The following is an 18,646-nucleotide window of genomic DNA, read 5'->3' as shown; positions in this document are numbered from 1 at the left end:
TTTGAATGGATGAAGGCGCCGCGCGCCATTCAGGAGGCGATTACTTGATGTCGGAGGCGACCTGCACCTTGAGCATCTTGTCGGGGTCCTGCACCGGCTCGCCGCGCTTGAGCTTGTCGACGACATCCATCCCCGACACGACATTGCCGATCACGGTGTATTTGCCGTTCAGCGAAGGATAGTCGTTGAACATGATGAAGAATTGCGAGTTCGCCGAATTCGGATCGGACGCGCGCGCCATGCCGACGACGCCGCGGGTGAACGGCACGTTGGAGAATTCGGCCTTCAGGTTCGGATATTTCGAACCGCCGGTGCCGTTGAAGTTCTTGCCGTCGCCAGTCTGCGCCATGAAGCCGTCGATGACGCGATGGAACGGCACGTTGTTGTAGTAGCCGTCGCGCGCGAGCTGCTTGATGCGCTCGGCGTGGCCCGGCGCGAGATCGGTGCGCAATTGCACCACGACGCGGCCCTTGGTGGTGTCGATGACAATGGCGTTGGCCTTGTCGAGGTTCGCGGGCAGCTTCTGGGCGAAGGCTGGCGCGGCCAGCATCAGGGCACCGAGAACGGCAAGCAGTCTGATCATGGAAACTCCGTTGGCGTTGGAAAAACGTAGAATGCAGGTCGCGCGAGAATGCGCTGATGACGGAAGCCGCAGCCGCGAAGGGCTACTGTGAGAATTTCGCCTTGAGACGGGTTGCAACCGCTTTCGGAACGAAAGCCGAAACATCGCCACCCATGCTGGCAATCTGGCGCACAAGCGTGGCGGTGATCGGGCGAACCGTGGGGGATGCCGGAATAAAGATGGTCTGCACGTCCGGCACCAGGGTCTGGTTCATGCCGGCGATCTGCATTTCATAATCCAGATCGGTGCCGTCACGCAGCCCGCGGATCAGGATCGAGGCACCGGCCTTCTGGGCCGCCGCAACGGTCAGATTGTCGAAAGTCACACATTCGATGCCGCAGCCCGAGGCGGCGGCCAGCGGCGCAAACACTTCGACGATCATGGCGCGGCGCTCCTCGACAGAGAACAAGGGGGACTTGCCGGGATGCACGCCAATGGCCACGATCAGCCGATCGACCAGGGTGCACGCCTGGCGCACCACATCGACGTGGCCGTTGGTGACGGGATCGAACGACCCCGGATAAAGCGCGACACGAGCCATGCCCTGTCCTAGCCCGCCCGGCGAGGGGCCGCAAGCGAGCCGGTTCCCTTACGGTTACCGATATTTTTCTGCTTTCCGCCTGAAAATCCCGCGAACCATTCCGGCCCGGCCGCGTCATCCCGCAGAGGCTGCAACGGCGGCGGGAGGAACGACATGATGCTGGAAGCAAAACTGGCGGACCCGCCGAAAATTCTGGGCGCAGCGGCTGTGGCTGGCTTCGCTGCCTTGGCTCTGATCCTTCTTCCGAGCCTTGCCCCGCAAGTGGAGGCCAGCGAGCCCGCGACCCTCGCCCGGGGCGATAAACTGGCGGTGGCGGGTGTGGATTGCGCCCGGCAGGACTGGCCGAACATTTCCGCCGTCTGCCTGCGGCGAGGGGATGCAACCCCTCGTCCCGTGCCGACCCATATCCGGATGGTGGCGACGCGCTAGGTTTACCCTTCCTGGCCCTCGCCCGAATGCTCACCTTCGTCGGTCAGATGTTCGACCGACACCACACGCTCTTCATCGGCGGTGTTGAAGACCGTGACGCCCTGCGTCGAGCGGCCCGCGATGCGGATGTCCTCGACCGGGCAACGAATGAGTTGGCCCTTGTCGGTCACCAACATGATCTGGTCGCTGTCCTCCACCGGGAATGAGGCCACGAGCTTGCCGTTACGACCGTTGACCGACATCGCGACGATGCCTTTGCCACCGCGTCCCGTGGTCCGGTACTCGTAGGATGAGGTGCGCTTGCCATAGCCGTTCTCGCTGATGGTCAGCACGAACTGCTCGTTGGCGGACATCTCGACATAGCGCTGCTCGCCGAGTTCGATCGCACCCGTCGCCTCCTCGCTGTCGGTGCCTGCCTCGTCTTCGACGCCGCCACGACGCACCGCATTGGCGCGGCGCAGATAGGCCGCGCGCTCGTCCGCGTTGACGTCCATGTGGCGCAGGATGGTGAGCGAGATCAGCTTGTCGCCGTCACCAAGGTTGATGCCACGCACGCCCATCGAGGTGCGGCCCTGGAACACGCGCACGTCCGTGACCGGGAAGCGGATGCACTGGCCGCCCGCCGCCGTGAGCAGCACATCGTCGTTTTCCTTGGCGATCTGCACGTCGACGATCGACTCGCCCTCATCGAGTTTCATCGCGATGATTCCCGAGCGGCGGACATCGACAAAATCCGACAGCTTGTTGCGCCGGACGTTGCCGCCGGTGGTCGCGAACATCACGTCGAGTTCGCTCCACGAGGATTCATCTTCCGGCAGCGGCATGATCGTGGTGATGCGCTCGCCCTGCTCCATCGGCAGGATGTTGATGAGCGCCTTGCCGCGCGCGTTCGGCGCCGCCATCGGCAGCCGCCAGACCTTTTCCTTGTAGACCTGACCGCGCGAGGAGAAGAACAGCACCGGCGTATGCGTCGAGGCGACGAACAGCCGCGAGACGAAATCCTCGTCGCGCGTCTGCATGCCGGAGCGGCCCTTGCCGCCGCGCTTCTGCGCGCGATAGGTCGAAAGCGGCACGCGCTTGACATAACCGGCGTGCGAGACGGTGACGACCATGTCCTCGCGCTGGATCAGGTCTTCGTCCTCGACCTCGCCTTCCTGGTCGACGATCACAGTGCGGCGCGGGGTCGCGAATTCGTTCTTCACGGCCGTCAGTTCATCGCGGACGATGCCCTGCACGCGGGCACGCGAACGCAGGATGTCGAGATAGTCGGCGATTTCGACCGCGAGCTTGTCGAGTTCGTCGGAGATTTCCTCGCGGCCCAGCGCGGTGAGGCGTTGCAGGCGCAGATCGAGGATGGCCTTGGCCTGCTCCATCGACAGCCGCGCGGTGCCGTCTTCGGCGATGCGATGGCGTGGATCGTCGATCAGCATCATCATGGTCTCGACATCGCGCGCGGGCCAGTCGCGCGACATCAGGGTGTCGCGCGCCGTCGCCGGGTCCGGCGAGGTGCGGATGACGCGGATGATCTCGTCGATGTTGGCGACCGCGATGGCGAGACCGACCAAAATGTGCGCGCGGTCGCGCGCCTTGTTGAGCAGGAATTTCGTGCGCCGCGAAACGACATTCTCGCGGAACGCGACGAACACCGTCAGCAGATCCTTGAGATTCATCACCTGCGGACGGCCGCCGTCGAGCGCCACCATGTTGGCGCCGAAGCTCGTCTGCAACGGCGTGAACTTGTAGAGCTGGTTCAGCACCACGTCCGGCACGGCATCGCGCTTCAGTTCAACGACAACGCGATAGCCATCGCGGTCGGATTCGTCGCGCAGGTCGGAGATACCTTCGATCTTCTTGTCGCGCACCAGTTCGGCGATGCGCTCCACCATTGTCGCCTTGTTCACCTGATAGGGAATTTCGGAAACGATGATCGCTTCGCGATCCTTGCGGATGGTCTCGATCGACACCTTGCCGCGCATCACGATGGAGCCGCGGCCGAGGTGATAGGCAGCGCGGATGCCCTGCTTGCCGAGAATGATGCCGCCGGTCGGAAAATCCGGCCCGGGCACGATATTGATGAGATCGTCGATGCCTAAACCGGGATTGTCGATCAGCGCGATGCAGGCGTCGATCACCTCGCCGAGATTGTGCGGCGGGATGTTGGTCGCCATGCCGACCGCGATGCCGCCCGCGCCGTTGACCAGCAGGTTCGGAAACTTCGCGGGAAGAACCTTCGGCTCGCGTTCGGAGGAATCGTAGTTCGGCTGGAAATCGACGGTGTCCTTGTCGATGTCGTCGAGCAACGAATGCGCGATCTTCTGCAAGCGCGACTCGGTGTAGCGCATCGCCGCGGGCATATCGCCGTCGACTGAACCGAAATTGCCCTGACCGTCGATCAGCGGCACGCGCATCGAAAAGTCCTGCGCCATGCGCACCAAGGCGTCGTAGACCGACTGGTCGCCGTGCGGATGATATTTACCGATGACGTCGCCGACCGTACGCGCAGACTTGCGGTACGGCTTGTTCCACTCGAAGCCGTTCTCGTACATGCCGTAGAGAATGCGCCGATGCACCGGCTTCAGGCCGTCGCGCGCATCAGGCAGCGCGCGCGACACGATCACGCTCATCGCGTAATCGAGATACGAACGCTTCATCTCATCGGAGATCGAAACAGGCTTGATATCGGCGGGACCAGAGCTGTCGTCCGCCGGATCTTTCGGGTCGGTCAAGTGAGCGAATCCTGAGGTGCGAAATGTACCGATTGTATAGGCGGAATCGCGTTTAAACGCCACTCCAATCGGGTTTTGGAGTGGGATAAATCACAAGCCGATTCAGCGGCTTATTGGAAGTTTTTGACCGTCTTCCATGGTACTGGCGCGGATCGGGAAAAAAGCCGCCCCGGCCACCCAGGAATGCCGCCGGCCCACTCCCGATGCCATCGAAAGCGGCCGGGTTCCGTCATGGACCCGGTGCACGTGCGTCGCCACAAAGTCTCAGAACGGAATATCGTCGTTCATGTCGTCGCGGCCGCCGGAGGCCGGAACCGAACGGCGCTGGGACGGTCCGCTGGAGCCAAAGGAGCTGCCACCGCCCTCGTCGCTGGCGAACGAACCGCCACCGCCGCCGCTGCGCCCGTCGAGCATGGTCAGCGTCGAGTTGAATCCTTGCAGCACGACCTCGGTGGAATATTTGTCCTTGCCGTCCTTGTCCTGCCACTTCCGGGTCTGGAGCGCGCCCTCGATGTAAACCTTGGCACCCTTCTTCAGATACTGCTCGGCGACCTTGCAGAGCCCTTCATTGAAAATGACGACGCGATGCCATTCGGTCTTTTCCTTGCGCTCGCCGGTGTTCTTGTCGCGCCATGTGTCGGATGTCGCGATGCTGAGATTGGCGATCGGCCGCCCGTCCTGGGTGCGCCGGATGTCGGGATCGGCCCCGAGATTGCCCACCAGAATGACCTTGTTGACGCTGCCTGCCATGACTTCAATCTCCACTGTGGCGCCAACCATGCGCCAGTCCGGCACCTAAGCCTACTCGCGCGCGCATCGAAACGCCGCGATGGAGCTTCCCTGCTCCGGGGACGCGCTTATCCACACCAATGCGGTGGGCGCTCTCGTCAGCATTTATACGTACCCGTTTTGTTCCCTGCAAGTCCTTGGACCAAAATAGCTTTTGACGCGTCGCAATAACTCACCTTTTTGTGATCAAAACCGATGGAACAAAAATACATGAATAATTAGCGTTTACAGATGCTTAAATGGAACTTTGGAACCCCAAAACATCGCGGCTGGGTGTGATATTTGCGACACGGCTTTTTCAGGGAATCCGGGTTATAGACTGGGGCAACGGAATTCACATTCCACCTGCGTGCCGCTAACCCCAGCGAACGCAATCTGGACACTTCGCGCTCTTGGGATGGACCCCTGGACGCGGTTTTTGGAGAAGAAAAAATGAAAAAGATCCTTCTTGCAGTCACCGTCGCGGCTCTGAGCTCGACCTCGGTGTTCGCTGCTGACCTCGCGGCCCGCCCCTATACGAAGGCGCCGGCTTACGTCGCTCCGATCTACAACTGGACCGGTTTCTACATCGGTGCGCACATTGGCGGCGCGTTCGGTGGCAGCAACAGCGTGACCGACTTCACCGGCACCGGCATTGCCAGCAACAACAAGAGCGCGTTCCTGGGTGGCGCGCAGATCGGTTACAACTACCAGTTCTCTCCGAACTGGGTGTTCGGCATTGAAGGTGACTTCAGCGGCCTGTCGAGCAACAACCGCACCTTCGTGACGGCCACGGATGTGTACACCGCCAAGAGCGACTGGCTGGCTTCGGTCACCGGCCGTCTCGGCTACACCTGGGGTCCTGGCATGATCTACGCCAAGGGCGGTGCGGCGTTCCGCGATAACAGCATGGCTGGAACCACTCCGTTCGTGACCACCCGCGACGACACCGGCTACACCGTCGGCGCCGGCCTTGAATACATGTTCGCTCCGGCCTGGTCGGCGAAGATCGAGTACCAGTACTACAACTTCGGCCACACCTCGGTGGCTGACGCCGTTGGTCCGGTCCTGCGCTACAGCGACGACCTTCACACTGTGAAGGCTGGTATCAACTACCACTTCAACTGGGGTGGCCCGGTTGTCGCCAAGTACTGAGATCTGAAGTACTGAGATCATCTGATCGCATCGCGATCCGACGAAAAGGCCGGCGAAAGCCGGCCTTTTTTGTTGTCCGCCTTGCGGCAGCAGGCACAGCAACTCTACCCGCCTCTCATGGATCAATCGGGGCCAAATGATTCCGGTGATCTGCCAAAGCCGACACTGGAAATTTCCATCCGTTCTTCCTACGTTCCAGTCACGGCCAACCTCTTATGCCTGACGCGCGATCCGGTTTTGCCCGGCACGGCGTTCTAGCTGTGCCCGGCCCGCTTGGAACCGATCATGGACGAAGTCATCAAGGCCAAACAACGCGGACAGGGGGCAAACGCCTCTCGCGCCATCACCATTCGCGGCGCGCGCGAGCACAACCTGAAGAACGTCGATCTCGAGGTGCCGCGCGACAAGCTCGTGGTGTTCACCGGCCTGTCCGGCTCTGGCAAATCCTCACTCGCTTTCGACACCATCTACGCGGAAGGCCAGCGCCGCTACGTGGAATCGCTGTCGGCCTATGCCCGCCAGTTCCTCGAAATGATGCAGAAGCCGGACGTCGATCAGATCGACGGTCTGTCGCCCGCCATTTCCATCGAACAGAAGACCACCTCGAAGAACCCGCGCTCGACGGTCGGCACCGTCACCGAGATCTACGACTACATGCGCCTGCTGTGGGCGCGCGTCGGCGTACCCTATTCGCCAGCGACAGGCTTGCCGATCGAGAGCCAGACCGTCTCGCAGATGGTGGATCGCGTGCTGGCGCTGCCGGAAGGCACCCGGCTCTATCTGCTCGCGCCGGTCGTGCGCGGCCGCAAGGGCGAGTACCGCAAGGAACTCGCGGAGTACCTCAAAAAGGGCTTCCAGCGCGTCAAGATCGACGGCACGTTTCATGAACTCGCCGAAGCTCCCGCGCTGGACAAGAAATTCCCGCACGACATCGACGTGGTGGTGGACCGCATCGTGGTGCGTCCCGACATGGCCCAGCGTCTCGCGGAATCGTTCGAAACCGCGCTGAAGCTCGCCGAGGGCCTCGCGGTCGTCGAATTCGCCGACAAACCCGCCGTCGCTGATGCCGAGAGCAAGAAGCCTGAAAAAAAGACCGCCAAAATCCACGACAAGAGCGGCCCCGAGCGGCTGCTGTTCTCGGAGAAATTCGCCTGTCCGGTGTCCGGATTCACGCTGCCCGAGATCGAGCCGCGGCTGTTCTCGTTCAACAACCCCTACGGCGCGTGTCCCGAATGCGGCGGCCTCGGCGTCGAGCAGCATATCGACCCCGAACTCATCATCCCGGACAAGGACCTGAGCCTGCGCAAGGGCGCGATCGCGCCGTGGGCAAAGTCGTCCTCGCCCTATTACATCCAGACGCTGCAAGCGCTCGGCAAGTTCTACAAGTTCACGCTCGACACCAAGTGGAAGGACCTGCCGAAAAAAACGCAGACCGCGCTGCTGTACGGCTCCGGCGAGGACGCCATCAAGTTCTCCTACGAGGACGGCACCCGCTCCTACGACACCAAAAAGCCGTTCGAGGGCATCATCACCAATATCGAGCGCCGCTTCGCGGAAACCGAAAGCGAATGGGCGCGCGAGGAGCTTGGCAAATACTTCGCCGACGTGCCCTGCGCGGGTTGTCACGGCTATCGGCTCAAACCCGAAGCGCTATGCGTCAAGGTCGGCGGCAAGCATATCGGCGAAATCTCGGAACTGTCGGTGAAGAAAGCCGGCGAATGGTTCGAGACCGTACCGGATCTGCTCAACAAGCAGCAGAACGAGATCGCGGTTCGCATCTTAAAGGAAATCCGCGAGCGCCTGTCGTTCCTGCTCGATGTCGGCCTGAATTATCTCACGCTGTCGCGCTCTTCCGGCACGCTATCCGGCGGCGAAAGCCAGCGCATCCGCCTCGCCTCGCAGATCGGCTCGGGCCTGACCGGCGTTCTCTATGTGCTAGACGAACCCTCCATCGGCCTGCACCAGCGCGATAACGCCCGTCTTCTCGATACGCTGAAACGCCTGCGCGATCTCGGCAATACCGTGATCGTCGTCGAGCATGACGAGGACGCCATCCGCCTCGCCGATCATGTCGTCGATGTCGGTCCGGGTGCAGGCATCAATGGCGGCCACATCGTGGCGCGGGGCACGCCGGCCGAGATCATGAAGAATCCGAAGTCTCTGACCGGCAAATACCTGACCGGCGAGAAGTTCGTGCCGATTCCCGAGCGCCGCCCGCCGAACCACCGGCGGACACTGAAAATCGTGAACGCGCGCGGCAACAATCTCAAGAACATCTCGGCGGAAATCCCGCTCGGCCTGTTCACCTGCGTCACCGGCGTGTCCGGCGGCGGCAAGTCGACACTGCTGCTCGACACGCTCTACAAGTCGATCGCGCGCAAGCTCAACGGTGCCGCCGACGCGCCCGCCCCGCACGACCGGATCGAGGGGCTGGAACATATCGACAAGATCATCGACATCGACCAGTCGCCGATCGGACGCACGCCGCGCTCCAATCCCGCGACCTACACCGGCGCGTTCACGCCGATCCGCGAATGGTTCGCGGGCCTTCCTGAATCCAAGGCGCGCGGCTACGAACCGGGCCGCTTCTCGTTCAACGTCAAGGGCGGACGCTGCGAGGCATGTCAGGGCGACGGCCTCATCAAGATCGAGATGCACTTCCTGCCGGACGTGTACGTCACCTGCGACACCTGCAAGGGCAAACGCTACAACCGCGAAACGCTCGAGGTGATGTTCAAGGGCAAGACCATCGCCGACGTACTCGACATGACAGTCGACGAGGCGGAGGAATTCTTCCGCGCGGTGCCGCGCATCCGCGAGACGTTCCGCACCCTTCAACGCGTCGGTCTCGGCTACATCCATGTCGGCCAGCAGGCGACGACGCTCTCCGGCGGCGAGGCGCAGCGCGTCAAGCTCGCCAAGGAGCTGTCGAAGCGCGCCACCGGACGCACGCTCTATATTCTCGACGAGCCGACCACCGGCCTGCACTTCCACGATGTCGCGAAACTGCTCGAAGTGCTGCACGAGCTGGTCGCTCAGGGCAACAGCGTGGTGGTGATCGAGCACAATCTCGAAGTCATCAAGACCGCCGACTGGGTGATCGACCTCGGCCCCGAGGGCGGTGACGGCGGCGGTGAGATCGTCGCATGGGGCCCGCCGGAAGACATCGTGCGCGCGCCGCGCAGCTACACCGGCAAATTCCTTGCGCCGGTGCTGGACAAGGGCCAGTCAGGCACTCTGCGCAAGAGCGACGAAGCGGCGGAATAAAATAAATCCGTTCAGGCGACCGGCAGGATCGGTCGCCTGAAGATCAAGCCCTCACCCTGTCATCCGGACAGGGTTTTATTGCCCGTGCCGGGCAAGCTCACGATCGGACAATTCCCAATCCTGCCAGAGTTTCAGCGTCGCGAGCAGGAATACGGCGCCGCCGAGGGCGGCATGCCAGAACCTCAACATGCCGTCGATCGAATATCCGAAGACGTAAGGCGACATGATCAGCCAGACGGCGAGCGCCATCTCGCAACCTTCCTCCCAGCGCCGCAAGGCGATGTATTCGAGTTGCGACAAGCCGATGATGAGGATGCCTACGACCGCGGTATTCATCAGGATCAATCCCGGATCGGACAGCAATCCGAGACCGTAGTTGCCCTCCCCGGTCATCCAGGGAGAAACGGCGATCAGGATACCGAGCAGCATCCCGACCCAGTCCTCCCACGTCCGATGAGTGCCGAAGAACCGAGCGCCAGACATGGAAACCTCCTGTTTAAAGAGGCATACGGCAGCGGCCAGAACGGGGCGGCTTCAACCATCACGACCGGTCGGCCGCAGGGTATGTCCACACAAAACCTATGAAACCCCCGAGCCTTTACAAGAGCCGCCCGCCCGGCTTTGTTGTCACAGGATGGCCTTATCCGGACCGCTCGAGGCACATTCAATCGATATGGGCCGGTCGGGAATAACCCGGAATCCGAGAATACAGATAGGTGACGCAATGGGTACGGTTCAGGACAATCCCGCGGAAAGCCGCTACGAATTGACCGTCGATGGTCATCTCGCGGGCGCCTATTACAAACTCGCGGACGGCGTCATCACCTTCGTCCACACCGAAGTGCCGAAGGAACTGGGTGGGCGCGGCATCGGTTCGCAACTGGTGAAAGGCGCGCTCGACGATGTGCGCGCGAGGCATCTCAAGGTTGTCGCGCAATGCCCGTTCGTGAAAGCCTATATCGACAAGCATGCGGATTACGCCGACCTGCTGAAGTAAGCTCACAACTGGCGACAGGAGCCCACCCATTCCAGCCGTTCGCGACAATACGGCGCTGAGCCGCTTCGAAATGGACGTGGATGGCGATGTCGCCTTCGCGCGCTACCGCCGCGAGGGTCGCACCATCGTCATTACCCATGTCGAGACGCCTGCCGCGCTGCGCGGGCACGGCATTGCGTCGCGCCTGATGGGCGGCGTTCTGGAAACGATCCGGCACGAGGAAGGAAAGGTGGGCGCGGCATGCAGCTTCGCCCGCGCCTTTCTCTCCGAACATCCCGAATATTCGGACCTGAAGCCCTGACGCTGCATAAAAAAAGCCCGCCATTGGCGGGCTTTTCTCGCTCATCAAAATCAGACGATCTTGATCGACATGTCCGGGAAGCCTGCGATCTTGGCGAGCAGCACGTCGCCCTTCACCACCGGCCCGACATTCTCCGGCGTGCCTGAATAGATGATGTCGCCGGCCTTCAACTCAAAAGCTTCAGACAGCTTGGAGATTTGTTCCGCGACGCTCCAGATCATCTTGCTCAGATCGGAATCCTGCCGGACGTTGCCGTTGACCGCGAGCGAGATCTCGCCCTTCACCGGGTGACCGACCTTGGCGGCGGGGTGGATCGGGCCGAGCACGGCGGCATGGTCGAAGCTCTTGCCGATTTCCCATGGCTTCTTCATCGCGGCCATCTCGTTCTGGAGGTCGCGGCGGGTCATGTCGAGACCGACGGTGTAGCCGAACACACAGTCCAGCGCCTTCTCCGGCGGGATGTTGGTGCCGCCCGATTTCAACGCGGCGACCAGTTCGACCTCGTGGTGGTAATTCTTGGTCAGCGACGGGTACGGATGGTCGGCGACTGTCCCCGGCTTCACGTTCTGGATCGCGTCGGTCGGCTTCTGGAAGAAAAACGGCGGCTCGCGCGTCGGGTCGGAGCCGCGCTCGATGGCGTGAGCGGCATAGTTGCGGCCGATGCAATAGATGCGGCGAACCGGAAACACCTCGCTCTGGCCTTCGATCGGAATCGTGATCTGCGCCACCTCGAACACCGTTTTAGCGCTCCCCTGCGCCGCCGCGGGAGTGGCCAGCGCCGTGCCCGCCAGCGCCACCGCGCCGCCGGCCATAACCGTGCGTCGATCAATGTTTGTCATTTGATTTTCCTTTTGTTTCCCAGCGGGCCGTTCGTCCGGCCTCGTTTGTATGCATTTCCATAGCGCGGCTGTCCGGCCGCCGTCATCTCAAAAAGCACGTTCAATCCGGGCAACCCGCCTACACATTTCCGTCAACCCGTTGCCCGGCCCACAAGCAAAAGGCCCGCCGCGCGAACGCGACGGGCCATAACCTTCCTGACATGACGTCCGTTACAGGACGTCCGTCAGATGCCGATCAATGCTTGATGTCGGCCGGCAGCTTGCCGCCATTCGCAGCGAGCTTGGTCATCACCTGCTTGTGGAGCCAGATGTTCATCGAAGCCGAATCATTGGTGTCGCCGGTGTAGTTCAACTCCTTGGCGAGTTCCTTGCGCGCGGCAAGGCTGGAGTCGATATCGAGCGCCTTCATCAGATCGACGATCGAGGTGCGCCATTCGAGCTTCTCGCCCTTGGCCTTCACGGCGGCGTCGAGGATCGGCGCCACATCGACGGTTTGCGCCGGGGCCCCGGCTGGAGCCGCACCTGCGCCTCCGGCAGGCTCCGCCGCCTGCGCACTGGTCGTGCCGAAAATAGCGCCCATGATCTTGGAAAAGATGCCCATGTCGAACTCCTTGCTTGCGATTTGAAACAAAATATCGGCGCCGCGAGCGTCACCTGATGCAAAGTCTGCCCTAAGGCGTGCAGCTTGCCAATACATCCGTCAACCTTCGACCATCATGTCAGATCGATGAAAGTTTGAAGACGGTATAAGGATGCGCCCCTTGTTTGGATTGGATTGGAACAAATTCACCGAAGCTTGAGTTTGTTCCTGTCAGGGAGGGTTTAGCCTCTCTTATCAGACGCGCGTTGCTTCCGCGTGGTCACGGTCGCGAACATCGCGTCAACCGCCATCGAACGGGAGCCTCTGTCATGTCTTCCACCTATCCCTCTTCCGGCAACACCCTGCCCGTCCCCGTCTCCCCGGCCAACGATTTGCCTGCGGTGCGGCGCATCCAGATGTCCGATCTGTCCGCCTGCCTGCGCAAAGGCTGGGACGATTTCGCCGCGTTGCCATCGCATGCGATCATCCTCGCTCTGATTTATCCGGTGATCGGCCTCATCGTCGCGCGGCTGATCCACGGCTATTCGGTATTGCCCCTGTTATTCCCGCTGGCTGCGGGTTTCACGCTGCTCGGGCCGTTCGCCGCCATCGGCCTTTACGAACTCAGCCGGCGCCGCGAGGCAGGGCAAAACCCGACGGCATCCGACGCGCTGCACGTGCTGTCATCTCCTTCGCTCGGAGCGATGCTGGCTTTGGGCCTGCTGCTGATGGTCCTGTTCGCGGCATGGGTTGCGACGGCACAAGCCATTTATATCGCCTGCTTCGGCTACGCTCCGGCCGCGCGGATTCCCGACTTCATCGGCATGGTGCTGACCACGCGGCAAGGCTGGACGCTTATCCTTCTCGGCTGCGGTGTGGGCCTCATGTTCGCGATCGTCGCCCTGTGCATCAGCGTCGTCGCGTTTCCGCTGATGCTGGACCGTCACGCCAGCGCGGGACAGGCCATGACAGTGTCGATGAAGGCGGTGGCGGAAAACCCGCAGGTAATGATGGCATGGGGACTTGTTGTCGCAGCCCTGCTGGTCATCGGATCTTTGCCGCTGTTCCTCGGACTTGCGATCGTCGTGCCCGTGCTCGGCCACGCGACATGGCATCTTTATCGCACGGTCGTCGAACCCGCGACGCAGCCCTACCGGGAGCCGTTACAACCGCCGAGAGAGAAGCGCTACGCAGCCGACTTTCCGGTCAACCTCATCTCCTGGCTGCGGTAACGGTTCAGGCCGGGAAATACGGAATGTTGCATGGCGCCATACGTTGACGGCGCGGCTGCCAGAAGCGGATGGCCCCATGCAACCGTATGTCCCCGGCACGCTGGCCCGCGAAAGCGGATCAGTTTTTCGGCGCACTCACTGCGCCAATTCCCCCGATCTGGAATGTGACTTTCAACGGTCCCGCCTTCTCGAAGTGCAGCGTGGCGTCGAACGACTGACCCTGTTCGAGCGGCTTCTTCAGGTCCATCAGCATCAGGTGATAGCCGGACGGGTTGAGAACGAGGTTTTTGCCGGGCTCGATCGTGATGCCGCCCCCCCAGCGGGCGCATGTGCATCACGCCGTCCTTCATCGACATCTCATGGATGTCCGCCTTGCCCGCAATGTCGGCCTCCACGCTGAGCAATCTGTCGGCTGTAGCACCGTTGTTCCGGACCGTCAGATAACCGGCTCCGATCTTCGCACCCTTGGGCGTCGCGCGACTCCATGGCGAGGTGACGACCAGATCGCCGGCCTTGAACTGCGCCCCGCTTGCCGCCGCAGCAGGCTGCATCGCCATAGCAGGCTTCATCGTCATCGAGGGACTCATGGTCATCGCGGGATGACTGGAATGATCCTGCGCCCAGATGGCGGAAGATGTTGCAAGCATGCCGAATACGGCTGCACCCACGAAGCTCGTTCGCAGCAGGGAGAAGCGGAGGGCCATCGGATTATCCTTGGGAATTGCCTGTAGTTCATCAGGCAGCGCTCATAGGGCACTCCTGAGTCGTGAGAGGTCTTTAGGCCGCATCATTTGGACAGCTTGAAGACGTCCGACTGTTCCCTGAAACCCAATCCAAAACAACGAGTAAAATCACATGGGTGCCCTTATGGGGTCATGAACTTGTATTCGGATGATGATTTCAGGTTCACTTGTTCATTCAAGGTTCATGCGAAATTCGCATGCATTTAAAAAGTATTGAGATGGGTCAAAAAGCGAACATACGGAACTTTTGTTTATGGAATCATAATAATTTAAAATAAGCAGGGGCTTTGGATCTTATATTTCAGTTTTAGATATGCGTAATCTGCTTAGCTGCATCGCAACATTTGCGCTGGTATGCCAGAGAAAAAGGATTATTACAGTGTTCATTCAGTCAGCAAAGACTGAATTCTAAATCAAAGGTGACTACCATGATCCTCTCTCTCGTTCGCATCATCAAGGCGTTCCGTGACTACAATCGCGCTTATCGCGAGCTTTCGGAGCTCAGCGAGCGCGAGCTGGCCGACATCGGCATTGATCGTGGCGACATCGAGCGCGTCGCTGCGGGTGCCTACCGCAAGGCCGCTTAAGACGCCTGAAACGTCAAATTCCGGAACTACGACGAACGCCCGCCTTTGAGCGGGCGTTTGTTGTTTCAGGGCTCATAAATCGCGCCTGTTCCGCCGTTGCGCTGGGGGCCTGCGGGCCTTAGTGCTGGGCCATGACCACTCCCCCTGTTGAACCCATTCACGTCATCGGCGGCGGCCTCGCCGGGTCCGAGGCCGCATGGCAAATCGCCGCGCGCGGACGCCGCGTCGTGCTCCATGAAATGCGCCCCGTTCGCACGACCGACGCCCATCGGACCGACAGCCTCGCCGAACTGGTCTGCTCGAATTCATTCCGCTCCGACGATGCCGCCAATAACGCCGTCGGCCTGCTCCACGCCGAATTGCGCAAGCTGAATTCGCTCATCATGGCCTCCGCCGATGCCCATCAGGTCCCGGCCGGTGGCGCGCTTGCGGTGGACCGCGAGGGCTTTTCGGGGGCCGTCAGTGCGGCGCTCTCCAGTCATCCGCTGATCGAGATCCGGCGCGAGGAAATCACGGGCCTGCCCCCCGCCGAATGGGGCAATGTCGTCATCGGGACCGGCCCCCTCACCTCGCCAGCGCTGGCTGATGCCGTCCGCGCGCTGAGCGGCGAGGATTCGCTGGCCTTTTTCGACGCCATCGCGCCGATCGTGCATCGCGACTCCATCGACATGTCGAAAGCCTGGTTCCAATCGCGCTACGACAAGGTCGGCCCCGGCGGCACCGGCGCGGATTACATCAACTGCCCGCTGTCGCGCGAGCAGTACGAGGCGTTCGTCGCGGCCCTGATCGCGGGCGAAAAAACCGACTTCAAGGAATGGGAAAGCAACACGCCGTATTTCGACGGCTGCCTGCCGATCGAGGTGATGGCCGAGCGCGGTCCCGAGACATTGCGCCATGGCCCGATGAAGCCGGTCGGCCTCACCAACGCGCACGAGCCCTCGGTGAAGCCCTACGCCATCGTGCAGCTTCGTCAGGACAACAAGCTCGGCACGCTCTACAACATCGTCGGCTTCCAGACGAAACTGAAATACGGCGCACAAACAAATGTGCTGCGTATGATCCCTGGCCTCGAGCAGGCCGAGTTCGCGCGTCTCGGCGGCCTGCATCGCAACACCTTCCTCAACTCCCCGAAGCTACTTGACGCGCAATTGCGTCTGCGTGTGCAGCCCCGGCTGCGCTTTGCGGGCCAGATGACCGGCTGCGAGGGATACGTGGAATCGGCGGGCATCGGCTTGCTCGCGGGCCTGTTCGCCGCGCACGAGGCGCTGGCGCGTCCGATCACGCCACCGCCGGCGACCACCGCACTTGGCGCGCTGCTCAACCACATCACCGGCGGGCATATCGAGGCGGTCGATGCGGGGCCGCGCTCGTTCCAGCCGATGAACATCAATTTCGGGCTGTTTCCGCCGCTCGCGCAGAACCCGACCAAAAAGCCGGACGGCACGCGGCTGCGCGGCAACGAAAAGACCATCGCCAAGAAGCAGGCGATGAGCGCGCGAGCGCTGGCCGATCTCGATACGTGGGTCGCGGAGACGTTGAAGGTTGCGGACGCGGCCTAGCCGCGAAACGCCCCCGACTTTGATGTCCGCCACAGCGTCCACAGCGTCCGCAGCCGTGAAGGCGGGATCGGCGCGAACGGATCGCCATTAGATTCAACGGAATCGAGGGCGCGCCGCACCAGCGCAAGCGGCAGGAAAATCCGCTTCGCGCCCGCCGGAACAGCGACCAGCAGTTCGCTCGCCTTGTCGAGATGACATCGCCCACTCGCCACCAGTTTTCCGATGACCACCTGCAACTGCGGCGTGGATCGCCCAGCGAAAATATCAGCTTCCCTCACGCCCGCTACGTTCAGCATGTCCCGTGGCAGATAAAGCTGCCTGCGCGCGGCATGCAGCGGCAGTCCTTCGATGGCCCTCAGAAGCCCCTGCGCGATACCCGCATGATGCGCCACATGCTCCACCATTCTGGACGTGCCGCCGAGAATACGCGCGCTGAGGCTGAACAATCGCGATGCCGTATCGTCGCAATAACGCTCCAGCATGTCGAGCGACAGCATCGGATCATCATAGAGATCGAACACCCGCGCATCGACCATCCGCGACAGTTCTGCCCTTGGCAGGTCGTGATTGGAGACCGCCGTCATCAGTTCGGCGGCAACGGGATTGGCCTCGACGCTGCCGCGCGCATCGCCGTCGATCAGGTCGCGCCACCATTGCAGCCTGATTTCGCCCGGCAGCGGCTGGCTGACGTGATCGCGAATCCGGCGCAGTTCGGTGTTGAAGGCGTAAAGCGCCAGCACCGGCCGGCGCGCACGCGGCGGCATGAACAGCGTTGCCGCGTAGCGCTCGAAATCATGATCGCGCACGAGTTGCGCGCAATAGGAAGCGTCGTCCGCACCGCTCACATCGGCCCCGCTCATACCGCGATCAGCGCCGCCGCCACACGGCGGCCTTCGCCCAGCATGATGTTGTAAGTGGTGATGGCCGATCCGGTCTGCATCGGGTCGAGCACGATTTGAACTGCGCGCAATGCGTCACGCAAGGCGGGATCTGGGCGCCAGACCTCGCGGCCCGTGCCCACGATGAGCGTATCAATCGCCCGCGCATTCTCGAACACGCGCACAAGCGAGGCTTCTTCGATCTCACTCGCCTGTGTCACGGACCATGCCCAGATGCCGTCCGGCAGGCATAAGAGCGAACCACGATGCGACATGTCAGCGAAACGGAACCCACCCTGCCCGTAACCATCGATCGGCGCGGGGCGCGGAAAGTGCGGAACCGCTGGCGCGGCTCGGCTCACGGCTTCGAAGGCTTGGACGGCGTGGCGGGCTTCTCGGATTTCTCGGGCTTTTCATCCGGCACGCCGGTGATGCCCATCCGGTGCGTGCCGACGCCGAGATAGATCAGCATCGGCGCGGCGATGAAGATCGACGTGTAGGTGCCGACCAGCACGACACCGAACATCATGGTCGCCGCGAACGAATGGATCGCCTTGCCGCCGAACAGCAGCAGCGCCAGCAACGCCAGCGTCACCGTGACGTGGGTGATGATCGAACGCGACAGCGTCGAGTTCACCGACTGGTTCAGCAAGTCTTCCATCGGCATCTTCTTGTAGCGCCGCAGCAGTTCGCGAATACGGTCATAGATCACGACCGTGTCGTTGAGCGAATAGCCGAGAATGGTGAGCAGCGCCGCAATCGAGGTCAGATCGAAGTCGATCTGCGTGATCGACATGAAGCCGATAGTCAGCACGATGTCGTGGACGTTGGCGACCATCGCGCCCAATGCGAACTGCCACTCGAACCGGAACCAGAGATACAGCAGGATGCCGACGATCGCGAGCATCAGGCCGATGGTGCCGTAGGCCAGCAGTTCGCCCGAGACGCGCGGACCGACCACTTCGACGCGGCGATATTCGACCTCATCTCCAAGCGCGCCGCGCACCTTTTGCACCGCCGCCTGCTGCGCGGCATCGCCGCCCGGCTGTTCGGCGATACGGATCAACACGTTCGATGGGCCACCGAACTGCTGCAACTGCACATCGCCGAGTTCGAGCTTGCCGAGATCGGTCCGTAGCTTGGCGATATCGGCCGGTCCGGATTTTTCCTGGATCTCGAGCAGCGTGCCGCCCTTGAAGTCGATGCCGAAATTCAGCCCATGGGTGAAGTACAGCGTGATCGCGAAAATCGACAGCACCGCCGAGATCGGAAAGCTGAAGCGCCGCAGATCCATGAAATGCAGCGTCGTGTCGTCCGGCACCACGCGCAGCGCGGGAATGACGCCGTAGACGCACAGCACCGTCAGGATGACGATAAAGGCCGCGAGGCCGAGAATGACGATATGAGGAATGGTCACAGCGA

At 61.8% G+C, this 18,646-nt stretch carries 19 protein-coding genes; 8 read left to right on the top strand and 11 right to left on the bottom strand.

Annotation, left to right across the window (positions count from 1 at the left end; all coding sequences use genetic code 11):
- Positions 1 to 40: 40 nt before the first annotated feature.
- Together AFIC_RS08370 and coaD are read right to left on the bottom strand one after the other, a co-directional pair.
- On the bottom strand, positions 41 to 583 hold the full coding sequence (locus AFIC_RS08370; protein WP_275245797.1) for a peptidylprolyl isomerase: 543 nt from the start codon (positions 581 to 583) through the stop codon (positions 41 to 43).
- Positions 584 to 665: 82 nt separating this feature from the next.
- On the bottom strand, positions 666 to 1,163 hold the full coding sequence (gene coaD, locus AFIC_RS08365; protein WP_275245796.1) for a pantetheine-phosphate adenylyltransferase: 498 nt from the start codon (positions 1,161 to 1,163) through the stop codon (positions 666 to 668).
- Between the two features lie 153 nt (positions 1,164 to 1,316).
- Between coaD and AFIC_RS08360 the strand changes: the two genes are divergently transcribed.
- Complete coding sequence (locus AFIC_RS08360) at positions 1,317 to 1,592, top strand: hypothetical protein (RefSeq protein ID WP_275245795.1); 276 nt, start codon at positions 1,317 to 1,319, stop codon at positions 1,590 to 1,592.
- Between the two features lie 2 nt (positions 1,593 to 1,594).
- On the opposite strand, the gene gyrA is transcribed toward AFIC_RS08360, so the two are convergent.
- Together gyrA and AFIC_RS08350 are read right to left on the bottom strand one after the other, a co-directional pair.
- Positions 1,595 to 4,318: a DNA gyrase subunit A gene (gyrA, locus tag AFIC_RS08355; RefSeq protein ID WP_275245794.1), complete on the bottom strand. Its 2,724-nt coding sequence runs from the start codon at positions 4,316 to 4,318 to the stop codon at positions 1,595 to 1,597.
- Positions 4,319 to 4,582: 264 nt separating this feature from the next.
- The gene (locus AFIC_RS08350; protein ID WP_275248672.1) at positions 4,583 to 5,068 is read right to left on the bottom strand and encodes a single-stranded DNA-binding protein; all 486 of its coding nucleotides are present in this window, start codon (positions 5,066 to 5,068) and stop codon (positions 4,583 to 4,585) included.
- Between the two features lie 471 nt (positions 5,069 to 5,539).
- Between AFIC_RS08350 and AFIC_RS08345 the strand changes: the two genes are divergently transcribed.
- A complete protein-coding gene (locus tag AFIC_RS08345) occupies positions 5,540 to 6,241 on the top strand; it encodes an outer membrane protein (RefSeq protein ID WP_275245793.1) in 702 nt (233 codons plus the stop codon).
- A 285-nt stretch (positions 6,242 to 6,526) separates the two neighbouring features.
- Positions 6,527 to 9,508: an excinuclease ABC subunit UvrA gene (gene uvrA / locus AFIC_RS08340; RefSeq protein WP_275245792.1), complete on the top strand. Its 2,982-nt coding sequence runs from the start codon at positions 6,527 to 6,529 to the stop codon at positions 9,506 to 9,508.
- Between the two features lie 75 nt (positions 9,509 to 9,583).
- On the opposite strand, the gene AFIC_RS08335 is transcribed toward uvrA, so the two are convergent.
- On the bottom strand, positions 9,584 to 9,991 hold the full coding sequence (locus tag AFIC_RS08335) for an SPW repeat protein (protein WP_275245791.1): 408 nt from the start codon (positions 9,989 to 9,991) through the stop codon (positions 9,584 to 9,586).
- 241 nt (positions 9,992 to 10,232) lie between these two features.
- Between AFIC_RS08335 and AFIC_RS08330 the strand changes: the two genes are divergently transcribed.
- Both AFIC_RS08330 and AFIC_RS08325 read left to right on the top strand, forming a co-directional pair.
- The gene (locus AFIC_RS08330) at positions 10,233 to 10,505 is read left to right on the top strand and encodes a GNAT family N-acetyltransferase (RefSeq protein WP_275245790.1); all 273 of its coding nucleotides are present in this window, start codon (positions 10,233 to 10,235) and stop codon (positions 10,503 to 10,505) included.
- A gap of 70 nt (positions 10,506 to 10,575) precedes the next feature.
- Positions 10,576 to 10,806 (top strand): GNAT family N-acetyltransferase, encoded by a 231-nt coding sequence (locus tag AFIC_RS08325; protein ID WP_275245789.1) that lies wholly within the window; start codon positions 10,576 to 10,578, stop codon positions 10,804 to 10,806.
- 50 nt (positions 10,807 to 10,856) lie between these two features.
- Here the strand turns inward: AFIC_RS08325 and AFIC_RS08320 are convergent, their stop codons facing one another.
- Positions 10,857 to 11,645, bottom strand: coding sequence for a fumarylacetoacetate hydrolase family protein (locus AFIC_RS08320; protein ID WP_275245788.1), 789 nt, complete (start codon positions 11,643 to 11,645; stop codon positions 10,857 to 10,859).
- 235 nt (positions 11,646 to 11,880) lie between these two features.
- On the bottom strand, positions 11,881 to 12,246 hold the full coding sequence (locus AFIC_RS08315; protein WP_275245787.1) for a DUF3597 domain-containing protein: 366 nt from the start codon (positions 12,244 to 12,246) through the stop codon (positions 11,881 to 11,883).
- A gap of 308 nt (positions 12,247 to 12,554) precedes the next feature.
- Between AFIC_RS08315 and AFIC_RS08310 the strand changes: the two genes are divergently transcribed.
- On the top strand, positions 12,555 to 13,457 hold the full coding sequence (locus AFIC_RS08310; protein WP_275245786.1) for a DUF2189 domain-containing protein: 903 nt from the start codon (positions 12,555 to 12,557) through the stop codon (positions 13,455 to 13,457).
- Here AFIC_RS08310 and AFIC_RS15850 read toward each other — a convergent pair.
- On the bottom strand, positions 13,412 to 14,161 hold the full coding sequence (locus AFIC_RS15850; RefSeq protein ID WP_425583851.1) for a copper chaperone PCu(A)C: 750 nt from the start codon (positions 14,159 to 14,161) through the stop codon (positions 13,412 to 13,414). The genes AFIC_RS08310 and AFIC_RS15850 overlap by 46 nt on opposite strands.
- Before the next feature lie 467 nt (positions 14,162 to 14,628).
- Here AFIC_RS15850 and AFIC_RS08295 point away from each other — a divergent pair, with 467 nt between their 5' ends.
- Together AFIC_RS08295 and trmFO are read left to right on the top strand one after the other, a co-directional pair.
- Positions 14,629 to 14,787 (top strand): DUF1127 domain-containing protein, encoded by a 159-nt coding sequence (locus AFIC_RS08295; protein WP_002715731.1) that lies wholly within the window; start codon positions 14,629 to 14,631, stop codon positions 14,785 to 14,787.
- 131 nt (positions 14,788 to 14,918) lie between these two features.
- Positions 14,919 to 16,346, top strand: a complete 1,428-nt coding sequence (gene trmFO, locus AFIC_RS08290) for a methylenetetrahydrofolate--tRNA-(uracil(54)-C(5))-methyltransferase (FADH(2)-oxidizing) TrmFO (protein WP_275245785.1) — start codon at positions 14,919 to 14,921, stop codon at positions 16,344 to 16,346.
- On the opposite strand, the gene AFIC_RS08285 is transcribed toward trmFO, so the two are convergent.
- From AFIC_RS08285 to secF, 3 genes are read right to left on the bottom strand one after another with little or no spacing between them, the layout of a single operon-like run.
- The gene (locus tag AFIC_RS08285) at positions 16,343 to 17,206 is read right to left on the bottom strand and encodes a phytoene/squalene synthase family protein (RefSeq protein WP_275245784.1); all 864 of its coding nucleotides are present in this window, start codon (positions 17,204 to 17,206) and stop codon (positions 16,343 to 16,345) included. The genes trmFO and AFIC_RS08285 overlap by 4 nt on opposite strands.
- Positions 17,203 to 17,586 (bottom strand): Mth938-like domain-containing protein, encoded by a 384-nt coding sequence (locus AFIC_RS08280; protein ID WP_275245783.1) that lies wholly within the window; start codon positions 17,584 to 17,586, stop codon positions 17,203 to 17,205. Before AFIC_RS08280 ends, AFIC_RS08285 begins: the two co-directional genes overlap by 4 nt.
- Positions 17,583 to 18,641, bottom strand: coding sequence for a protein translocase subunit SecF (gene secF / locus AFIC_RS08275; protein WP_275245782.1), 1,059 nt, complete (start codon positions 18,639 to 18,641; stop codon positions 17,583 to 17,585). The genes AFIC_RS08280 and secF overlap by 4 nt, the downstream gene beginning before the upstream one ends.
- Positions 18,642 to 18,646: the final 5 nt, after the last annotated feature.

The sequence above is a fragment of the [Pseudomonas] carboxydohydrogena genome, from assembly GCF_029030725.1.
Lineage (GTDB): Bacteria > Pseudomonadota > Alphaproteobacteria > Rhizobiales > Xanthobacteraceae > Afipia > Afipia carboxydohydrogena.
Note: the sequence above shows the minus strand (reverse complement) of the source record. Positions and strands in the feature narration are given on the sequence as shown.